We start from the raw sequence: 14,186 nt of genomic DNA, 5'->3' as shown, positions 1-14,186 counted from the left end.
GGAACAAGGTCGATCGTGCGGACGGGGAGCCGGGGAGCCGTGGGGGAACGGGTGGGCAGCGGTGCGCTGCCGGTGGCGGGGACGGCGACGCGCGGGCGGGTGGTCGCGGTGGCCGCGGTGCTGTCGGCGGGGCTGCTGGTGTCCCACCGTGCCGTGCCGAACGCCGTCGGCCGGGTGGGCAGCCTGCTGGAGTCGTTCCTGCCCTGGCTGGGCCTGGTGGTCCTGGTGCTGTTCGTCCTGGCGCTGCTGCGGCGTTCGGCCGTCGCGCTGGTGGCCCTGCTGCTGCCGGTGGCGGCCTGGACGTATCTCTTCGGCGGGCTGCTCCTGCCCGAACCGCCCGTCGGTCCGCGGGAACTGGTGGTGGTGCAGCACAACGTCAGCGACGAGAACGCCGACCCGGCGGCCACGGCCCGCGCCCTGGCCGACGCCGGGCCCGACCTCATCGCGCTGGAGGAGCTGGTGCCGACGGCACTGCCGCTCTACGAGAGGGCGCTCGCCCGGCGCTACCCGTACCACGCGGTGCGGGGCACCGTCGGCCTCTGGTCGAGGCATCCGCTCACCGGTGCCCGGCTGCTGGACATCAAACCCCCGGGGATCACCGAGCCCTGGAGCCGCGGGCTGAGGGCCGTGGCCCGCACACCGCACGGGGACGTCGCGGCGTACGTCGCCCACCTGCCCTCGATCCGGGTCGGGGCGAGCGGCCTCGCCTCCGCCCACCGGGACGAGAGCGCCCGTCTGCTGGGCAGGGCGGTCGCCGCCGAGGAACTGGAAACGGTGATCCTTCTCGGCGACCTCAACAGCACCGTCGACGACCGTGGCCTGACCCCCCTGACCTCACGGATGAACGTGGCGGAACGCGGCTTCGCCCTGAGCTTCCCCGCCGCGCTGCCCCTGGCCCGGATCGACCAGGTCATGGCCCGCTCGGCCACCGTCCGCCACATCCGCACCCTGCCCGCCACCGGCAGCGACCATCTGCCGGTCGCCGCGCGCATCACCCTCGACTGAGGCCACCGGCCGGACCGCCCGGTACCGGGGGTGTGTCACGTCGCGGGCCCCCGGGGCCCCACGCGGTGCCCTGTTCCGCCTTGCCCGGCATACGTGTCGGGCGCACGCCGGTGCCATGGGCACGGGCCCCGCGCTCATCTCCTCCGTGCAGCGCGCCTTCCGCCTGCTGGAAGCGGTGAGCCCACACGAGAACGGCGCGCCGGCGAAGCAGCCGGCGGTGAGGCGGGGCTGCCTCCGCCCCACCGCCCCCCGGGCCCGGCGTCGGTCCCCGGCACCGGGTCCGTCGACCGGAGGAACGTCGCCTGACCGGTGCCGGGTGCCCGGCAGGCCGGCCCCGGGCCCGCCCCGCACCCCGGCCGGAGCATGCGGGATACTACGGGCATGCGGATCTCAGCCAGGGCGGACTACGCGGTACGGGCCGCGCTGCAGCTCGCCGCGGCACAGGACGACGCCCCCCTCAAAGCCGAGGCCATCGCCGGCGCCCAGGACATCCCGCACAAGTTCCTCGAAGGCATCCTGAACGACATGCGCCGGGGCGGTCTCGTCCTCAGCCGGCGCGGCGGCAACGGCGGCTACCGACTGGCCAAGCCCGCCGACACCATCAGCATCGCCGACGTCATCCGCGTCGTGGACGGACCGCTGGTCTCGGTGCGCGGGGTCCGCCCGCCGGACCTGTCCTACACCGGCCCCGCCGAGTCCCTGCTCCCCTTGTGGATCGCACTGCGGTCCCACGTGCGCGAGATCCTGGACGGCGTGTCGCTCGCCGACGTCGCATCCGCCGAACTCCCCGCCGAGGTCGCCGCGTTGACCGATGCCCCGGACGCCTGGGTCAACCCCTGAACAAGCGGACCGGCCGCCCGGGTTTCGGATCTCAGATCATGAGATGAGTCCCGCCAGAATACGGAAACCCTCTTGGAGGGAGGGTTTCGGTCTGCCACGATCCCTAGCAACCGGGTAGGAAAACTAGGGACAGGGGGCCGGTCATGCGCGCACCGAACCGCACGGCCCGCTTGCTGCCCCACCTGACCTCGCGCCGTCACATCGACTTCGGCCGCGCGTCGAGCGCCATCTGTCGCCGTTCCGCGTCCCGGCCGCCCGTCTCCAGGTAGTCCGCTTTCCGGCACACCCGAGACGACGCGGCGCCCCCTCCCCCGGCTTCCCGGCCGCGTCTCTGCGTCTCTGCGTCTCCGCGTCTCCGCGTCTTCATGTCGGCGTATCGACCTTTCCGCGCCGCCCACCCCGAAAGGACACCTCCGTGTCTGCCGCAAGACCCCTCGCCCTCCTGCGCGCCATCGCCGTCACCGCGACGCTGCCCCTCCTGCTCACCGCGTGCGGCTACGGCTCCGAGTCCACCGACGACGGCAAGCAGTCCGAGGTCGCGGCGGACGCCGAGAAGCTGTCCGTCGACGAGGTGAAGCTCGGCTACTTCCCGAACCTCACCCACGCCAACGCGCTGGTGGGCCTTGAGGAGGGTCTGCTGCAGAAGGAGCTCGGCGGCACCCGGATCAAGTCGGCGACCTTCAACGCCGGGCCGTCCGAGATCGAGGCGCTGAACGCCGGTTCCATCGACATCGGCTGGATCGGCCCCTCCCCCTCCATCAACGGATTCACCAGGTCCCGGGGCAAGAACCTGCGCATCATCAGCGGTTCCGCCTCCGGCGGCGTGAAGCTGGTGGTGAACCCGGACAGGATCAAGTCCGAGGACGACCTCAAGGGCAAGAGAATCGCGACCCCGCAGCTCGGCAACACCCAGGACGTCGCGTTCCTCAACTGGATCGCGGAGAAGGGCTGGAAGGCCGACGCTCACAGCGGCAAGGGCGACGTCTCCGTCGTCCGCACCGACAACAAGGTGGCGCCCGACGCCTACAAGTCCGGTTCGATCGACGGCGCCTGGGTCCCGGAGCCGACGGCGTCCCGGCTGGTCGCGGAGGGCGCCGAGGTGCTCCTCGACGAGGCCGACCTGTGGCCCGACAAGAAGTTCGTGATCACGAACATCATCGTGTCGCAGAAGTTCCTCAAGGAGCACCCGGACGTCGTCGAGGCCGTGCTGCGCGGCTCGGTGAAGACCAACGACTGGATCAAGGCCAACCCCGACAAGGCCAAGGAGTCCGCGAACAAGGCCCTTGAGGAACTGTCCGGCAAGGCCCTGCCCAAGGACGTCCTCGACCCGGCCTGGGAGTCCATCACCTTCCTGGACGACCCGCTGGCCGCCACGCTCGACTCGCAGGCGCAGCACGCGGTGAAGGCCGGCCTGCTGGAGCAGCCGGCCCTGGACGGCATCTACGACCTCGCACCGTTGAACAAGGTGCTCAAGGCCGAGGGCGAGGACGAGGTGGACGACGCGGGTCTCGGCGTCGAGCGGTGACCTCGGCCCGCTCCGGATGAGTTCCCGGGAGCGGCGGTCGTGACCGCGGCCGCCGCTCCCCCGCCGCTCCTCTGGGACACTGGTGCGATGCCGCCGACTCCGCGGTCACAGCCGCGCCCGACACCACCGAAGCCCCCGGAACCCGTCACGGCCGAGGCGCCGACGACCATCGCGCGCCCGCTGCTCACCCAGTCCTGGCTCGACCTGACCTTTCTGCACTGGGCCGCGGACCCGGCCGACGTGGCCCCTCTGCTGCCGCCCGGAACGGTGCCCGACACACTGGACGGTGTCACCTACGTCGGACTCGTCGCCTTCCGGATGCACCGGGCCGGCTGGCTGCGCCTCCCGGGGCTCCCCTACCTCGGCTCCTTCCCCGAGACCAACGTCCGCCTCTACTCGGTGGACGCGCACGGACGCCGCGGCGTGGTGTTCCTCTCCCTGGACGCCTCCCGGCTGCTGCCCGTGGCGATCGGCCGGATCGGCTTCCGGATGCCCTACCTCTGGTCCCGGATGGCCGTCCGGCACAGCGGCGACACCGTCACGTACACCAGCTGCCGGCGATGGCCCGGACCCCGCGGCGCCCACAGCCGCATCACCGTGCGGGTGGGCGAGCGGGTCGAGGAGCCCACCGGACTGGAACATTTCCTGACCGCCCGCTGGGGCATGCACGGCTCCTTCTTCGGCCGGTCGATGTACCTGCCCAACGCCCATCCGCGCTGGTCCCTGCACCGTGCCGAGGTGCTCGACTGTGCGGAGGACCTGCTGACGGCGGCGGGGCTGCCGAAGCCCGCGGGAGACCCCGTGAGCGTCCTCTACTCGCCGGGCGTTCCCGCCCGCTTCGGCCGCCCGGCGGGCATCCGCACCCCTTGACGTCCCGGGCTCAGCCCTGCGGCTCCTGCGGCTTGGTGTCCACCTCGCGCAGGTTCCGGTCGGTGAGTTCGGTGCGTGTCTCCGTACGGTGGCCGCGGGCGATGTAGTCCCGCACCACGAGCTCGACGGCGTCCTGCGGCGACCCGACCCCGGCCAGGACCATGACTTCCACGACCAGTTCGGCATCGAGCGTGACGGTGACCTTGGCCATGGCGCTCTCCTGACGGCGTCGGGCACTGCGTGGACCCGGATCACCGAACTCTACAGGGCGGGCAGCTCGCCGCCCCGGCTCCGGCCGCACCGACGGGAACCGGAACGCACTCCTCCTGTTGTTCTCGTTCGACCCCTCCGACCGGCGATGATGGCAGTGGCAGCCGCGTGCGCACAGCGGTCGTCCGCCCGTCGGACGTGTGCCAGGAGCAGAGAGGAATCACCACGATGAGCCACCAGAAGGTGCGCGACGTGATGAGTGACGCCGTCGTCCGGATCCAGGGCGGGACACCGTTCAAGGAGATCGCGCACCTGCTGCTCGAGTACGACATCACCGCCGTCCCCGTGGTCGACGCCGAGGACCGTCCGGTGGGCGTGGTGTCCGAGGCGGACCTGCTGCACAAGATGTGGGGACGTCAGGAGGGCGATCCCGGTGGGCCGGGAGTGGAGTCCCGGCCGGAGAAGGCATGGGCCACCGACGCCGCCGGACTGATGACCTCGCCCGCGCTCTGTGCCGCCGAGGACTGGACCGTGGTGGACGCCGCCCGGGTGATGGCCCGGCACGGCATCAAGCGGCTGCTGGTGATCGACGGAGCCGGGCGGCTGAGGGGCGTGGTGAGCAGGAGCGACCTGCTCCGCGTCTTCGTGCGCGCGGACCGGGCGATCCGCACGGAGATCGTCGAGGACGTGCTGGTCAGGGCGCTCGGCGAGGCGCCCTCCGCGGTGGAGGTGACGGTGACGCACGGCCATGTCCGGCTCAGTGGGCAGTTGTCCTCGCCGGCGACGGCCCAGGAGCTCGAGGAACTGTGCCGCAACGTCGACGGCGTCGTCGACGTGGAGTTCCGTGCGGTGCCCGACTCCGGGAGCGACGGCCCGGCGTCGTCGGGCTGACCGCGCGCCGCGGGTGCCGGACCGGGGCCGTCGCCGTCGCCGTCGCCGTCGCCGTCGCCGGGTGGGAAACGAGGGAAGTCGCTCATGCGTTCAGGTCCATCTCGAGGCGTGCGGTGGTCATTTGACGGAGCCCCCGGTGATGCCGGCGGCGATGTACTTCTGGGCGAGGACGAGCAGGATCGCCGCGGGCACGGCGGACAGTACGGACGCGGCCATCACCGAGCCCCAGTCGCCGACGTGGGCGCCGATGTACTGGTAGATGCCCAGGGTGATCGGCTTGACGTCGTCGGTGGTGTTCAGGGTGAGCGCGAACATGAAGTCGCTCCACGAGAACAGGAAGGCGAACAGTCCTGAGGTGATCAGCGAGTTGCGGCTCATCGGCAGCACCACCTGGACGAAGGTGCGCAGCGGGCCGGCGCCGTCGATCTGCGCGGCCTCGACGACCTCGCCCGGGATGGACACCATGAAGGCGCGCATCAGCACGATGGAGAACGGGATGCCGAGCGAGGCGTCCGCGAGCATCAGGCCGAAGTAGGAGTTGACCAGTCCGAGGTCGACGTAGGAGCTGTAGAGGGCGTTGGCGATGACGATGCCCGGCACCATCTGGGTGATCAGGGTGCCGAACACGATGGTGCGGGTGCCGCGCAGACCGAAGCGGGCCAGTCCGTAGGCGGCGGGGGCGGAGATCGCGAGGCAGACGGCGACGGCGCCGAGGGAGACGACCAGCGAGGTGAGCAGGTGTCCGCCCTGGTCGCTGATGGCCTTGGAGAATCCGGACAGGTCCAGGCCGGCGGGTACCGGGGCGACCTGGAGCAGCCCCGATTCGGGTTGGAGCGCCGTGTTGAGCATCCAGTACAGCGGGAAGAGCATCACGCCCAGGACGAGGACGCCCGCCGCGGTGGAGCCGAGACGGCGCCCCCGCACGCGCGGTGCGGCGGGGGCGGGTGTGTGAGCGGCCATGTCGGTCACTTCCCGTCGGTGCGGTTGGCCCGCAGGTAGAACACCGCGAAGACCGCGGAGATGAGGATGAGTACGTTGCCGACGACGGCGCCCGCTCCGAAGTCGAGCTCGACGAAGGAGCTCTGGTAGGTGAGCGTGCCCAGCGTCTGGGTGGCGTCGGCGGGGCCGCCGTCGGTGAGGGCGAGGATCAGGTCGAGGATCTTCACCGTCGACATGAAACCGAGGACGAGGACGACCGTGATCACCGGTTTCAGCATCGGCAGGGTGACGGAGCGGAAGGTGCGCCAGGCCGAGGCTCCGTCCAGCGATGCCGCCTCGTGGAACTCCTTCGGGATCTCCTGCAGACCGCCGTACAGGATGACCATGTTGAACGGGATGCCGATCCAGATGTTGACCAGGATCACCGAGAGCAGGGCCATGTCGGGGCTGGTCAGCCACGGGGTGCTGCCGCCGGGTCCCAGCGTGTCCAGGAAGGTGTTCAGTACGCCGGTGTCCTGGTCGAGGATGCGGCGCCACACGATGCCGGACACCACCATGGGCACCAGCCAGGGCAGCAGGATCAGGGACCGCAGCACGCCGCCCAGGGGGAACCTGCGGCTGAAGAAGACGGCGAGCGCGAGCCCGATGCAGAACTGGCCGAGCAGGGAGCCGGCGGTGAAGACGAGCGTGTGCCACAGCGCCTTGCCGAACAGGGCGTCCTGGAGGACGGCCGACCAGTTGTCGGTGCCGTTGAAGGGTGCCTCGCCGGTGAAGAACGTCTTCGGTGTGTAGTGCTGGAAGCTCATCACGACGTTGCGGACGAGCGGAAAGCCGAAGAACAGCAGCATGAAGACGACGGCGGGGGCGACGAAGCCCCACCGGGCGAGCCGGCGCCTGCGCCGCAGCCGGTCCGGGTCCGGTGCGGAGGTGCTCCCGGTCGTCTTCGCCGAGGCTGCGGCGGTGACGGTGGACGTGGTCATGGGCGCGTACCTCGGTTCCCGCTCATGGCCCGCTGCTGGGCACGCTTCAGGGCGACCTCGCTGGACTGGCCGGTCAGGGCGGACTGGAAGGCGCTCTGCAGCGCGAGGGACACGCAGGGCCAGCCGGCGCCGAGCTCGGCCGTGCGGGAGCGGGCCTCGGCGACCTGGTCGGCCAGTGCGTCGAGTTCGGGCACGCGTTCCCGCCACACGGTGGCGGCCTTCTCGTTGGCCGGGACCATCCAGCTGTTCAGGGCGTAGGTGAGCTGTTCCTTCTCGCCGGCGAGGCAGGCGACGATGCGGCCGGCCGTCTTCTCCCGGTCGGTGTCCTCGGTGCGGGGCACGGTGAGCACGGCGCCGCCGAGCGGGCCCACCGACGCGTCACCGGCCTGCGGCACGGGGATCTGTGCGATGCCCCAGTGCAGGGACTTGTCGGTGTTGAGGGTCTCGACCTGCCACGGGCCGTTGATCATCATGGCGGCGTTGCCGGCCATGAACTGGTCGTTGACGTCGGCCTGGGTCCAGTTGACGGTGGACTTGGACAGCGACCCGTCCTGGAGCAGCGCCTTCCAGTAGTCGAGTGCCTGGACGACCTGCGGGCCGTCCAGCTCGGTCTCGTCGCCGCCGTTGGACCACATGAACGGCGTGAACTGGAAGACGCCGTCCTCGGCGCCGCCCGCGCTGAGGGCCAGGCCGTACCGCTTGCCCCGGGTCAGCTTCTTCGCCGTGTCACGCAGCTCGTCCCAGGTGGCGGGGACCTTCAGACCGGCCCGGTCCAGGAGGTCCTCGTTGTAGAAGAGGGCGAGGGTGTTCACGGAACGGGCCGCACCGTAGTACGTGCCCCGGTAGGACCCGAAGTCGACGATGCCCTGGGGGATGTCGTCGGTGGCGAGGCCGAGGGTGCGCAGATCGACGAGTCCGCCCGCCTCCGCGAAGGTCGGCATCTCGGAGGCGTCGAACTGCACGATGTCCGGCAGCGACTTCGACGAGGCCATGCGCAGCGCCTTCGTCATCACCTGCGCCGCCGGGACGCTCTGCTGTTCGATGCGGACGCCCAGCTGCTTGCCGCAGCGGGCCATCGCCTCGGCGTCCCAGCGGTGGTAGGACTCGTCGGTCGAGGAGTTCATCACGGTGTACACGTCACTGTCGCGCTCCTGCGCGCAGCCGGTCAGTGCCGCCCCGAAGACCAGGACGGAGGCGGCGGCGAACGACGTGCCGGCTCTGCGCGGGCGTCGGCGCCCGCGCAGTGCGGCAACCGGGGGATGTGCTGTCACGGTGGGTGCCCTTGGGTGGGATCGGCCCGGCTTTTCACCGGGCCGGCGGCTCATCAGGGGTGGTGAAGCGCTTCGACGAATAGTCGATCTTGCTGACGCGCGTTGCTCGTGCACGACCCCGCACTGCGGGTCGGACGCAATTTGTTCGGCCTGATTACTAATACGTCAGCGAGAGCCGGCCGCGCTAGCCCCCGGTGGCACCTTCTCCTCGCTCCAGGGCGTGACAGGAACTCCCGGACCTGTCATAGTTCCTGGTCAGGTACGGCTTTCTTCTCGCCATCGCCCCCTCCCCCTCCGAGGAAGATCATGAAGTTCACCGACGGCTTCTGGCGCATCCGCGAGGGCGTCCAGATCTCGTACGCCACCGAGTTGCGCGATGTGCGCACGGAATCGAAGCGCTTCACCAGCTATGCCGCCGTCAAGAGAGTGACACGTCGAGGCGATACCCTCAACGCTCCCCTCGTCACGGTCGAGTGCTTCTCCCCCGCCGAGGGCGTCATCGGCGTCCGCGTCACCCACCACGCGGGCAAGCGGCGCCCCGGCCCCGACTTCGCCCTCACCGGCGATCCGAACGGCGCCGGGACGGTGCGCACGGACGGCCCGGTCACCGAGCTGACCAGCGGCCCGCTGACCCTCCGCCTCGACGGGTCCGGGCCCTTCTCGCTCGGCTTCCACGACGTGGACGGGCGCGAGCTGACCCGCGCGGACGCCAAGGGCACCGCCTTCGCCACCACCGGCGACGGAGCCCACCACATGCTGACCCGGCTGGCGCTCGGTGTCGGGGAGCAGATCTACGGCCTCGGCGAGCGCTTCACCCCGTTCGTCAAGAACGGTCAGACCGTCGACGTCTGGCAGGCCGACGGCGGCACGAGCAGCGAGCAGTCCTACAAGAACATCCCGTTCTATGTCTCCTCCCGCGGCTACGGCGTCTTCGTCAACCACCCCGGGGCGGTCTCCTACGAGATCGGCTCGGAGTCCGTGGGCCAGGTGCAGTTCAGCGTCGAGGACCAGTCGCTGGAGTACTACGTCGTGGCCGGTCCCACCCCGAAGGACGTCCTCAGCCGCTACACGGCCCTCACCGGCCGCCCCGCCCTGCCCCCGGCCTGGTCGTTCGGCCTGTGGCTCAGCACCTCGTTCACCACGCCCTACGACGAACGGACCGTCACGTCGTTCGTGGACGGCATGACCGAACGCGGCATTCCGCTGTCCGTCTTCCACTTCGACTGCTTCTGGATGCGCGAGTACCAGTGGTGCGACTTCCAGTGGGATCCGGACGTCTTCCCCGACCCGGACGGCATGCTGGCCCGGCTCAAGGAGAAGGGCCTGCGCATCAGCGCCTGGATCAACCCGTACATCGCCCAGAAGTCACCGCTCTTCGACGAGGCCGCCGCCCTCGGGCACCTGGTGCGCAGGCCCGGCGGCGACGTGTGGCAGTGGGACCTGTGGCAGGCCGGTATGGGCCTGGTCGACTTCACCAGCCCCGAGGCGCGCGCCTGGTTCCATTCGAAGCTCAAGACCCTGCTCGACCAGGGCGTGGACTGCTTCAAGACGGACTTCGGCGAGCGCATCCCCACCGACGTGGTCTGGCACGACGGCTCGGACCCCGAGCGGATGCACAACTACTACACGCAGCTGTACAACCGCACGGTGTTCGAGCTCCTCGAGAAGGAGCGCGGGCAGGGGGAGGCCGTGCTGTTCGCCCGGTCCGCGACGGCCGGCGGGCAGCAGTACCCCGTGCACTGGGGCGGCGACTGCTGGTCGTCCTTCGAGGCCATGGCCGAGTCGCTGCGGGGCGGTCTGTCGCTGTCGCTGAGCGGGTTCGGCTTCTGGAGCCACGACATCGGCGGCTTCGAGGGCACGCCCGACCCCGAGGTGTTCAAGCGCTGGCTCGCCTTCGGCCTGCTCTCCTCGCACAGCCGGCTGCACGGCTCCTCGTCGTACCGGGTGCCGTGGGAGTTCGGCGACGAGGCGGTCGACGTCGCCCGGTGCTTCACCCTGCTCAAGCACCGCCTGATGCCGTACCTGTACGGCGCGGCCGTCGAGGCCCACGGCACGGGCGTGCCGATGATGCGGCCGATGGTGCTGGAGTTCCCCGGCGACCCGACGTGCCGTCCGCTCGACCGCCAGTACATGCTGGGCCCCGACCTCCTGGTGGCGCCCGTGTTCAGCCCGGACGGCGAGGTCGAGGTCTACCTGCCGGAGGGCACCTGGACCCACCTGCTGAGCGGCGAGAAGGCCACCGGTCCGGGCTGGCGCGCCGAACGGCACGGCTACGGCAGCCTCCCGCTGTACGTCCGGGAGGGCGCCGTCCTGCCCCTGGCCGGCGACGACTCGCGACCGGACGGCGACTGGCTGGACGCGCCGGTCCTCCTCGTCCACCCGCCGGCCTCGCCCTACTACGCGGCCGAGATCACCGTGCCCGACACCACGGGTGCGCGGGCCGCGGCCTTCCGGGTCCTGCGCGACGGCGACGTCCTGCGGGTCATCGCGTCGGGGACCGAGCGGCCGTTCACGGTGCGTGTCGCGGGCGGGGCGGAGGCCCGGGGGGCGGGTGAGGTGACGGTGCCGCTGGGATGACGGACGCGACGGCGGCCGGGGCGGGAGCGGTGTCGTGTCAGCGGAGCCGCGCGACGCCCGCGTAGATGCCGCTGTCCTCGGGTGCGGGGGCCGGGGCCGTCCGGAACCATTCCGGTGCGGTCACCAGGCCCGGTTCCACCATCTCCAGGCCGTCGAAGAAGCGGGCGACCTCGTCGCGGGTGCGGAAGCCGAGGCGGATGCCGGCCCTGGCGTACTCGGCGGTGACCTGCGCGGCCAGTTCCGCGTGCCGGTCGGACGCCGCGTGCGACAGCACGAGGTAACTGCCCGGCGGGAGCGCGGAGAGCAACTCGCCGACGATGGCGAGGGGTTCCTGCTCGTCGGGGACGAAGTGCAGGAGGGCGATCAGGGACAGCGCGATCGGACGCCCGAAGTCGAGGACGGTCCGGGCGTGTTCGATGATCTCCCCCGGACCGCGCACATCGGCCTGGATGTAGTCGGTGGCGCCCTCGGGACCACTGATCAGCAGGGTCTCCGCGTGCCGCAGGACGATGGGGTCGTTGTCGGTGTACACGACCCTCGCGGCCGGGACGACGGACTGCACTATCTGGTGCAGGTTCGGCTCGGTGGGGATGCCGGTGCCGATGTCGAGGAACTGGTCGACGCCCTGCCCGGCGAGCCAGGCCGCCGCCCGGTGCATGAACTGGCGGTTCTGCCGGGCGCCGTCCCGCGCCTCGGGCGGCAGCTTCTCGCCGACGGCCTCGTCCACGGGGTAGTTGTCCTTGCCGCCGAGCAACCAGTCGTAGACCCGCGCGGGGTGCGCCTTGCTGGTGTCGATCTGCGGAGGATTGGACCTGCCGGCCGGCATGGAGGACTCCGTCCCACGATGGATCAGGGCTGCTGACGATCACCGAGTCTCGCACATCAACGCGGCTTGATACAGGGCTAGTTGACACAGGAGGACAGAGCACCACCCCGACCGCGCGGTGAAAGGCGAGGGAGACATCCGGGGCGAACGCGAAGGTGGCCGAGGAGTACAGCTCCACGCCGAGGGCCCGGCAGGCCGGCTGGCTGGTCTCGGCCGTGGGGATCCCGTTGAAGAGCTGGAAGTCCTTGCCGGAGGCGCCCAGCGCCTCGCGCACGGCGGGAATGATCCTCGCGACGAGGTCGAGGTCGCCCGTGCCGTCCTTGAGGCCCACCACGGTGGGCGGTTGGGCGATCGCCGCCGCCGATGCCTCGTCGAACCGGGAGTCGGCTCGGTGGTAGACGATCAGCGGCAGTTCGGTTACCTCGGCGACGGCACGGGGGTAGGCGACGAGACCCGAGGGGGGCGGTATGAGCAGGCCGTCCGCACCGGCCTCGGCCGCGGTCCGGGCGAACTGCCGGGTCTGCCCGAGCGAGCCGCCGGCCCCGGCGTACACCGGGACGCGTCCGCCCACCGCCTCGACAGCGGTACGTACGACCGCGCCGAACTCCTCACGGTCCAGAGCGTGGAACTCACCGGTTCCGCAGGCGACGAAGACGCCGCCCGGACCGGCTTCGACACCCGCCGTGATGTGCCGGCGCAGGGCTTCGAGGTCGACGTCACCGGAGTCGGTGAAGGGGGTGACGGGGAAGAAGGGGACGCCTTTGAGCATGGGTGATCTCCGTTTCCGGAAGTCTGGAAGGCGGACTGTCGGTGGTGGTCCGCCACGGGAGTGACGGTGGCTTCGACGCGTGTTCGTGGCTGCCTGCCATCAGCCAAGCAATCCCCACATGCAGTCGGCGTTCTCATTTCCAGACAGCCACGTACGGCGCTGTCGATCCGCACGAGCTTTTTCCAGGGAGAACCGCGCCCGCCTTGATGTTGCCCCTCAACCGATCGCCTTGATTGTTCACACATGCAGGCAGCACGCACAGGAGTGGACAGCTCGCCGCAACCGGCGCCATGACTTCGGCAGGCACCTTGGTTCAACGGTCCGACGACTCGGGCGTGGTGTGAGAACACCGGCGGCATGGGCATCTCTTGTCATGAACCTGCGACCCGACGGCCGGGTCGCAGCCTCATGGAGGTTCGGGATGCACCGTAGACTCGCCACCGCACTGGCCACCTCGGCCCTTGCCGCCGTCAGCGTGCTGGGCACCGCCACAGCCGCCGACGCCGTCCCCGCCGACAAGGCCCAGGTCCTCTCGAACTGGACCCAGACCAGTGCCTCGAGCTACAACCAGTGGGTCGCGGCGCGTTCCAACCAAGCCGCCTGGTCCGCCTACCAGTTCAACTGGAGCACCGACTACTGCTCCACCTCCCCCGACAACCCGTTCGGCTTCCCCTTCGCCACCTCCTGCGCGCGCCACGACTTCGGTTACCGCAACTACAAGGCGGCCGGCTCCTTCGACGCCAACAAGGCACGCCTCGACAACGCCTTCTACGAAGACCTCAAGCGGGTCTGCGCCGGCTACAGCGGCGGCACCAAGACCGCCTGCAACAGCACTGCGTGGACCTACTACCAGGCGGTCAGGGCCTTCGGCTGACCGGACCGTCCGGACCCCACCGAGAGCCGCCGGTCCCCGCACGGGACCGGCGGCGCACCGCTTCCGTCAGGCTTCCTGAGCGGCGGGGCGCAACGGAGTCAGAACAGGTGCTCCTGTTCGGCGGGCGCGCCGCCGCGCGGGAGGCGACGCGGGACGGGGCGTCGGGTCGGGGGCTCCTCGCCGAACAGCGGCACCGTGCCGTACTCGTCCGGCTCGGCCGGCACCACGACGGGCCCGGTGCCCAGGTTCAGGTGCAGCGGGGCGTCACGGTCGAAATCTCCTGGCGTCATGTCCGTCCAGTCGCGTTCCTGACGCTCGCTCACCGACGCTCCGCTCCCCGTCCGGCCTTCCCGTCCCCTCATTGTTCCCGCACCGGGCCGGGGCGTCAGTCCTGGCCGCGGTCCTGAACGCGCGGCAGGGCGGTGCCGCTCTCGGCGGGTGCGGAGGGGTGGTCCTGCATGCCGTCAGGCTATCGCTCGTTCGCCGCTCCGTGGACGACGCCTCCGCGAGCCCGCCGCGGTCCGACCCGCCGCACCCCGCGGGCCACCTCCGGCCGGGAGACGCACATCACATTCCGGGAGCCTGTCACACCTCGGCGGGCTGCTTCGT

13 protein-coding genes and 1 pseudogene are annotated in these 14,186 nt (G+C 70.7%); 7 read left to right on the top strand and 7 right to left on the bottom strand.

Annotated features, from left to right (window positions below; translation table 11 throughout):
* Nucleotides 1–39: 39 nt before the first annotated feature.
* The 4 genes from ACVW19_RS33295 (at nucleotide 40) to ACVW19_RS33280 (ending at nucleotide 4,240) form a co-directional block, all read left to right on the top strand.
* Nucleotides 40–1,005 carry an endonuclease/exonuclease/phosphatase family protein gene (locus tag ACVW19_RS33295; RefSeq protein ID WP_457464246.1) on the top strand — a complete coding sequence of 322 codons (966 nt, stop codon included), beginning with the start codon at nucleotides 40–42 and terminating at the stop codon, nucleotides 1,003–1,005.
* A 381-nt stretch (nucleotides 1,006–1,386) separates the two neighbouring features.
* On the top strand, nucleotides 1,387–1,845 hold the full coding sequence (locus ACVW19_RS33290) for an RrF2 family transcriptional regulator (RefSeq protein ID WP_457464245.1): 459 nt from the start codon (nucleotides 1,387–1,389) through the stop codon (nucleotides 1,843–1,845).
* 415 nt (nucleotides 1,846–2,260) lie between these two features.
* The gene (locus ACVW19_RS33285) at nucleotides 2,261–3,370 is read left to right on the top strand and encodes an ABC transporter substrate-binding protein (RefSeq protein ID WP_457464243.1); all 1,110 of its coding nucleotides are present in this window, start codon (nucleotides 2,261–2,263) and stop codon (nucleotides 3,368–3,370) included.
* A gap of 87 nt (nucleotides 3,371–3,457) precedes the next feature.
* Nucleotides 3,458–4,240, top strand: coding sequence for a YqjF family protein (locus ACVW19_RS33280; RefSeq protein ID WP_457464241.1), 783 nt, complete (start codon nucleotides 3,458–3,460; stop codon nucleotides 4,238–4,240).
* 10 nt (nucleotides 4,241–4,250) lie between these two features.
* Here ACVW19_RS33280 and ACVW19_RS33275 read toward each other — a convergent pair whose 3' ends face one another.
* Nucleotides 4,251–4,451: a type II toxin-antitoxin system VapB family antitoxin gene (locus ACVW19_RS33275; protein WP_202276968.1), complete on the bottom strand. Its 201-nt coding sequence runs from the start codon at nucleotides 4,449–4,451 to the stop codon at nucleotides 4,251–4,253.
* Between the two features lie 227 nt (nucleotides 4,452–4,678).
* Between ACVW19_RS33275 and ACVW19_RS33270 the strand changes: the two genes are divergently transcribed.
* On the top strand, nucleotides 4,679–5,341 hold the full coding sequence (locus ACVW19_RS33270; RefSeq protein WP_457464239.1) for a CBS domain-containing protein: 663 nt from the start codon (nucleotides 4,679–4,681) through the stop codon (nucleotides 5,339–5,341).
* A gap of 117 nt (nucleotides 5,342–5,458) precedes the next feature.
* On the opposite strand, the gene ACVW19_RS33265 is transcribed toward ACVW19_RS33270, so the two are convergent.
* The 3 genes from ACVW19_RS33265 to ACVW19_RS33255 are packed head-to-tail and all read right to left on the bottom strand — an operon-like array spanning nucleotide 5,459 to nucleotide 8,531.
* Nucleotides 5,459–6,301, bottom strand: coding sequence for a carbohydrate ABC transporter permease (locus tag ACVW19_RS33265; protein WP_457464237.1), 843 nt, complete (start codon nucleotides 6,299–6,301; stop codon nucleotides 5,459–5,461).
* A 5-nt stretch (nucleotides 6,302–6,306) separates the two neighbouring features.
* Nucleotides 6,307–7,260: a carbohydrate ABC transporter permease gene (locus tag ACVW19_RS33260; protein ID WP_457464235.1), complete on the bottom strand. Its 954-nt coding sequence runs from the start codon at nucleotides 7,258–7,260 to the stop codon at nucleotides 6,307–6,309.
* The gene (locus ACVW19_RS33255; protein ID WP_457464233.1) at nucleotides 7,257–8,531 is read right to left on the bottom strand and encodes an ABC transporter substrate-binding protein; all 1,275 of its coding nucleotides are present in this window, start codon (nucleotides 8,529–8,531) and stop codon (nucleotides 7,257–7,259) included. The genes ACVW19_RS33260 and ACVW19_RS33255 overlap by 4 nt, the downstream gene beginning before the upstream one ends.
* A gap of 306 nt (nucleotides 8,532–8,837) precedes the next feature.
* Between ACVW19_RS33255 and yicI the strand changes: the two genes are divergently transcribed.
* A complete protein-coding gene (gene yicI / locus ACVW19_RS33250) occupies nucleotides 8,838–11,108 on the top strand; it encodes an alpha-xylosidase (RefSeq protein ID WP_457464231.1) in 2,271 nt (756 codons plus the stop codon).
* A 37-nt stretch (nucleotides 11,109–11,145) separates the two neighbouring features.
* Here yicI and ACVW19_RS33245 read toward each other — a convergent pair whose 3' ends face one another.
* Together ACVW19_RS33245 and ACVW19_RS33240 are read right to left on the bottom strand one after the other, a co-directional pair.
* On the bottom strand, nucleotides 11,146–11,934 hold the full coding sequence (locus ACVW19_RS33245; protein ID WP_457464230.1) for an SAM-dependent methyltransferase: 789 nt from the start codon (nucleotides 11,932–11,934) through the stop codon (nucleotides 11,146–11,148).
* 175 nt (nucleotides 11,935–12,109) lie between these two features.
* Nucleotides 12,110–12,703: pseudogene (locus ACVW19_RS33240) on the bottom strand (dihydrodipicolinate synthase family protein); the annotation flags it as partial.
* Between the two features lie 421 nt (nucleotides 12,704–13,124).
* Between ACVW19_RS33240 and ACVW19_RS33235 the strand changes: the two are divergent.
* On the top strand, nucleotides 13,125–13,577 hold the full coding sequence (locus ACVW19_RS33235; protein WP_457464229.1) for a phospholipase: 453 nt from the start codon (nucleotides 13,125–13,127) through the stop codon (nucleotides 13,575–13,577).
* 98 nt (nucleotides 13,578–13,675) lie between these two features.
* On the opposite strand, the gene ACVW19_RS33230 is transcribed toward ACVW19_RS33235, so the two are convergent.
* Nucleotides 13,676–13,900 (bottom strand): hypothetical protein, encoded by a 225-nt coding sequence (locus ACVW19_RS33230; RefSeq protein WP_457464227.1) that lies wholly within the window; start codon nucleotides 13,898–13,900, stop codon nucleotides 13,676–13,678.
* Nucleotides 13,901–14,186: the final 286 nt, after the last annotated feature.

The organism is Streptomyces sp. TE5632 (assembly GCF_054061295.1).
Note: the sequence above shows the minus strand (reverse complement) of the source record. Positions and strands in the feature narration are given on the sequence as shown.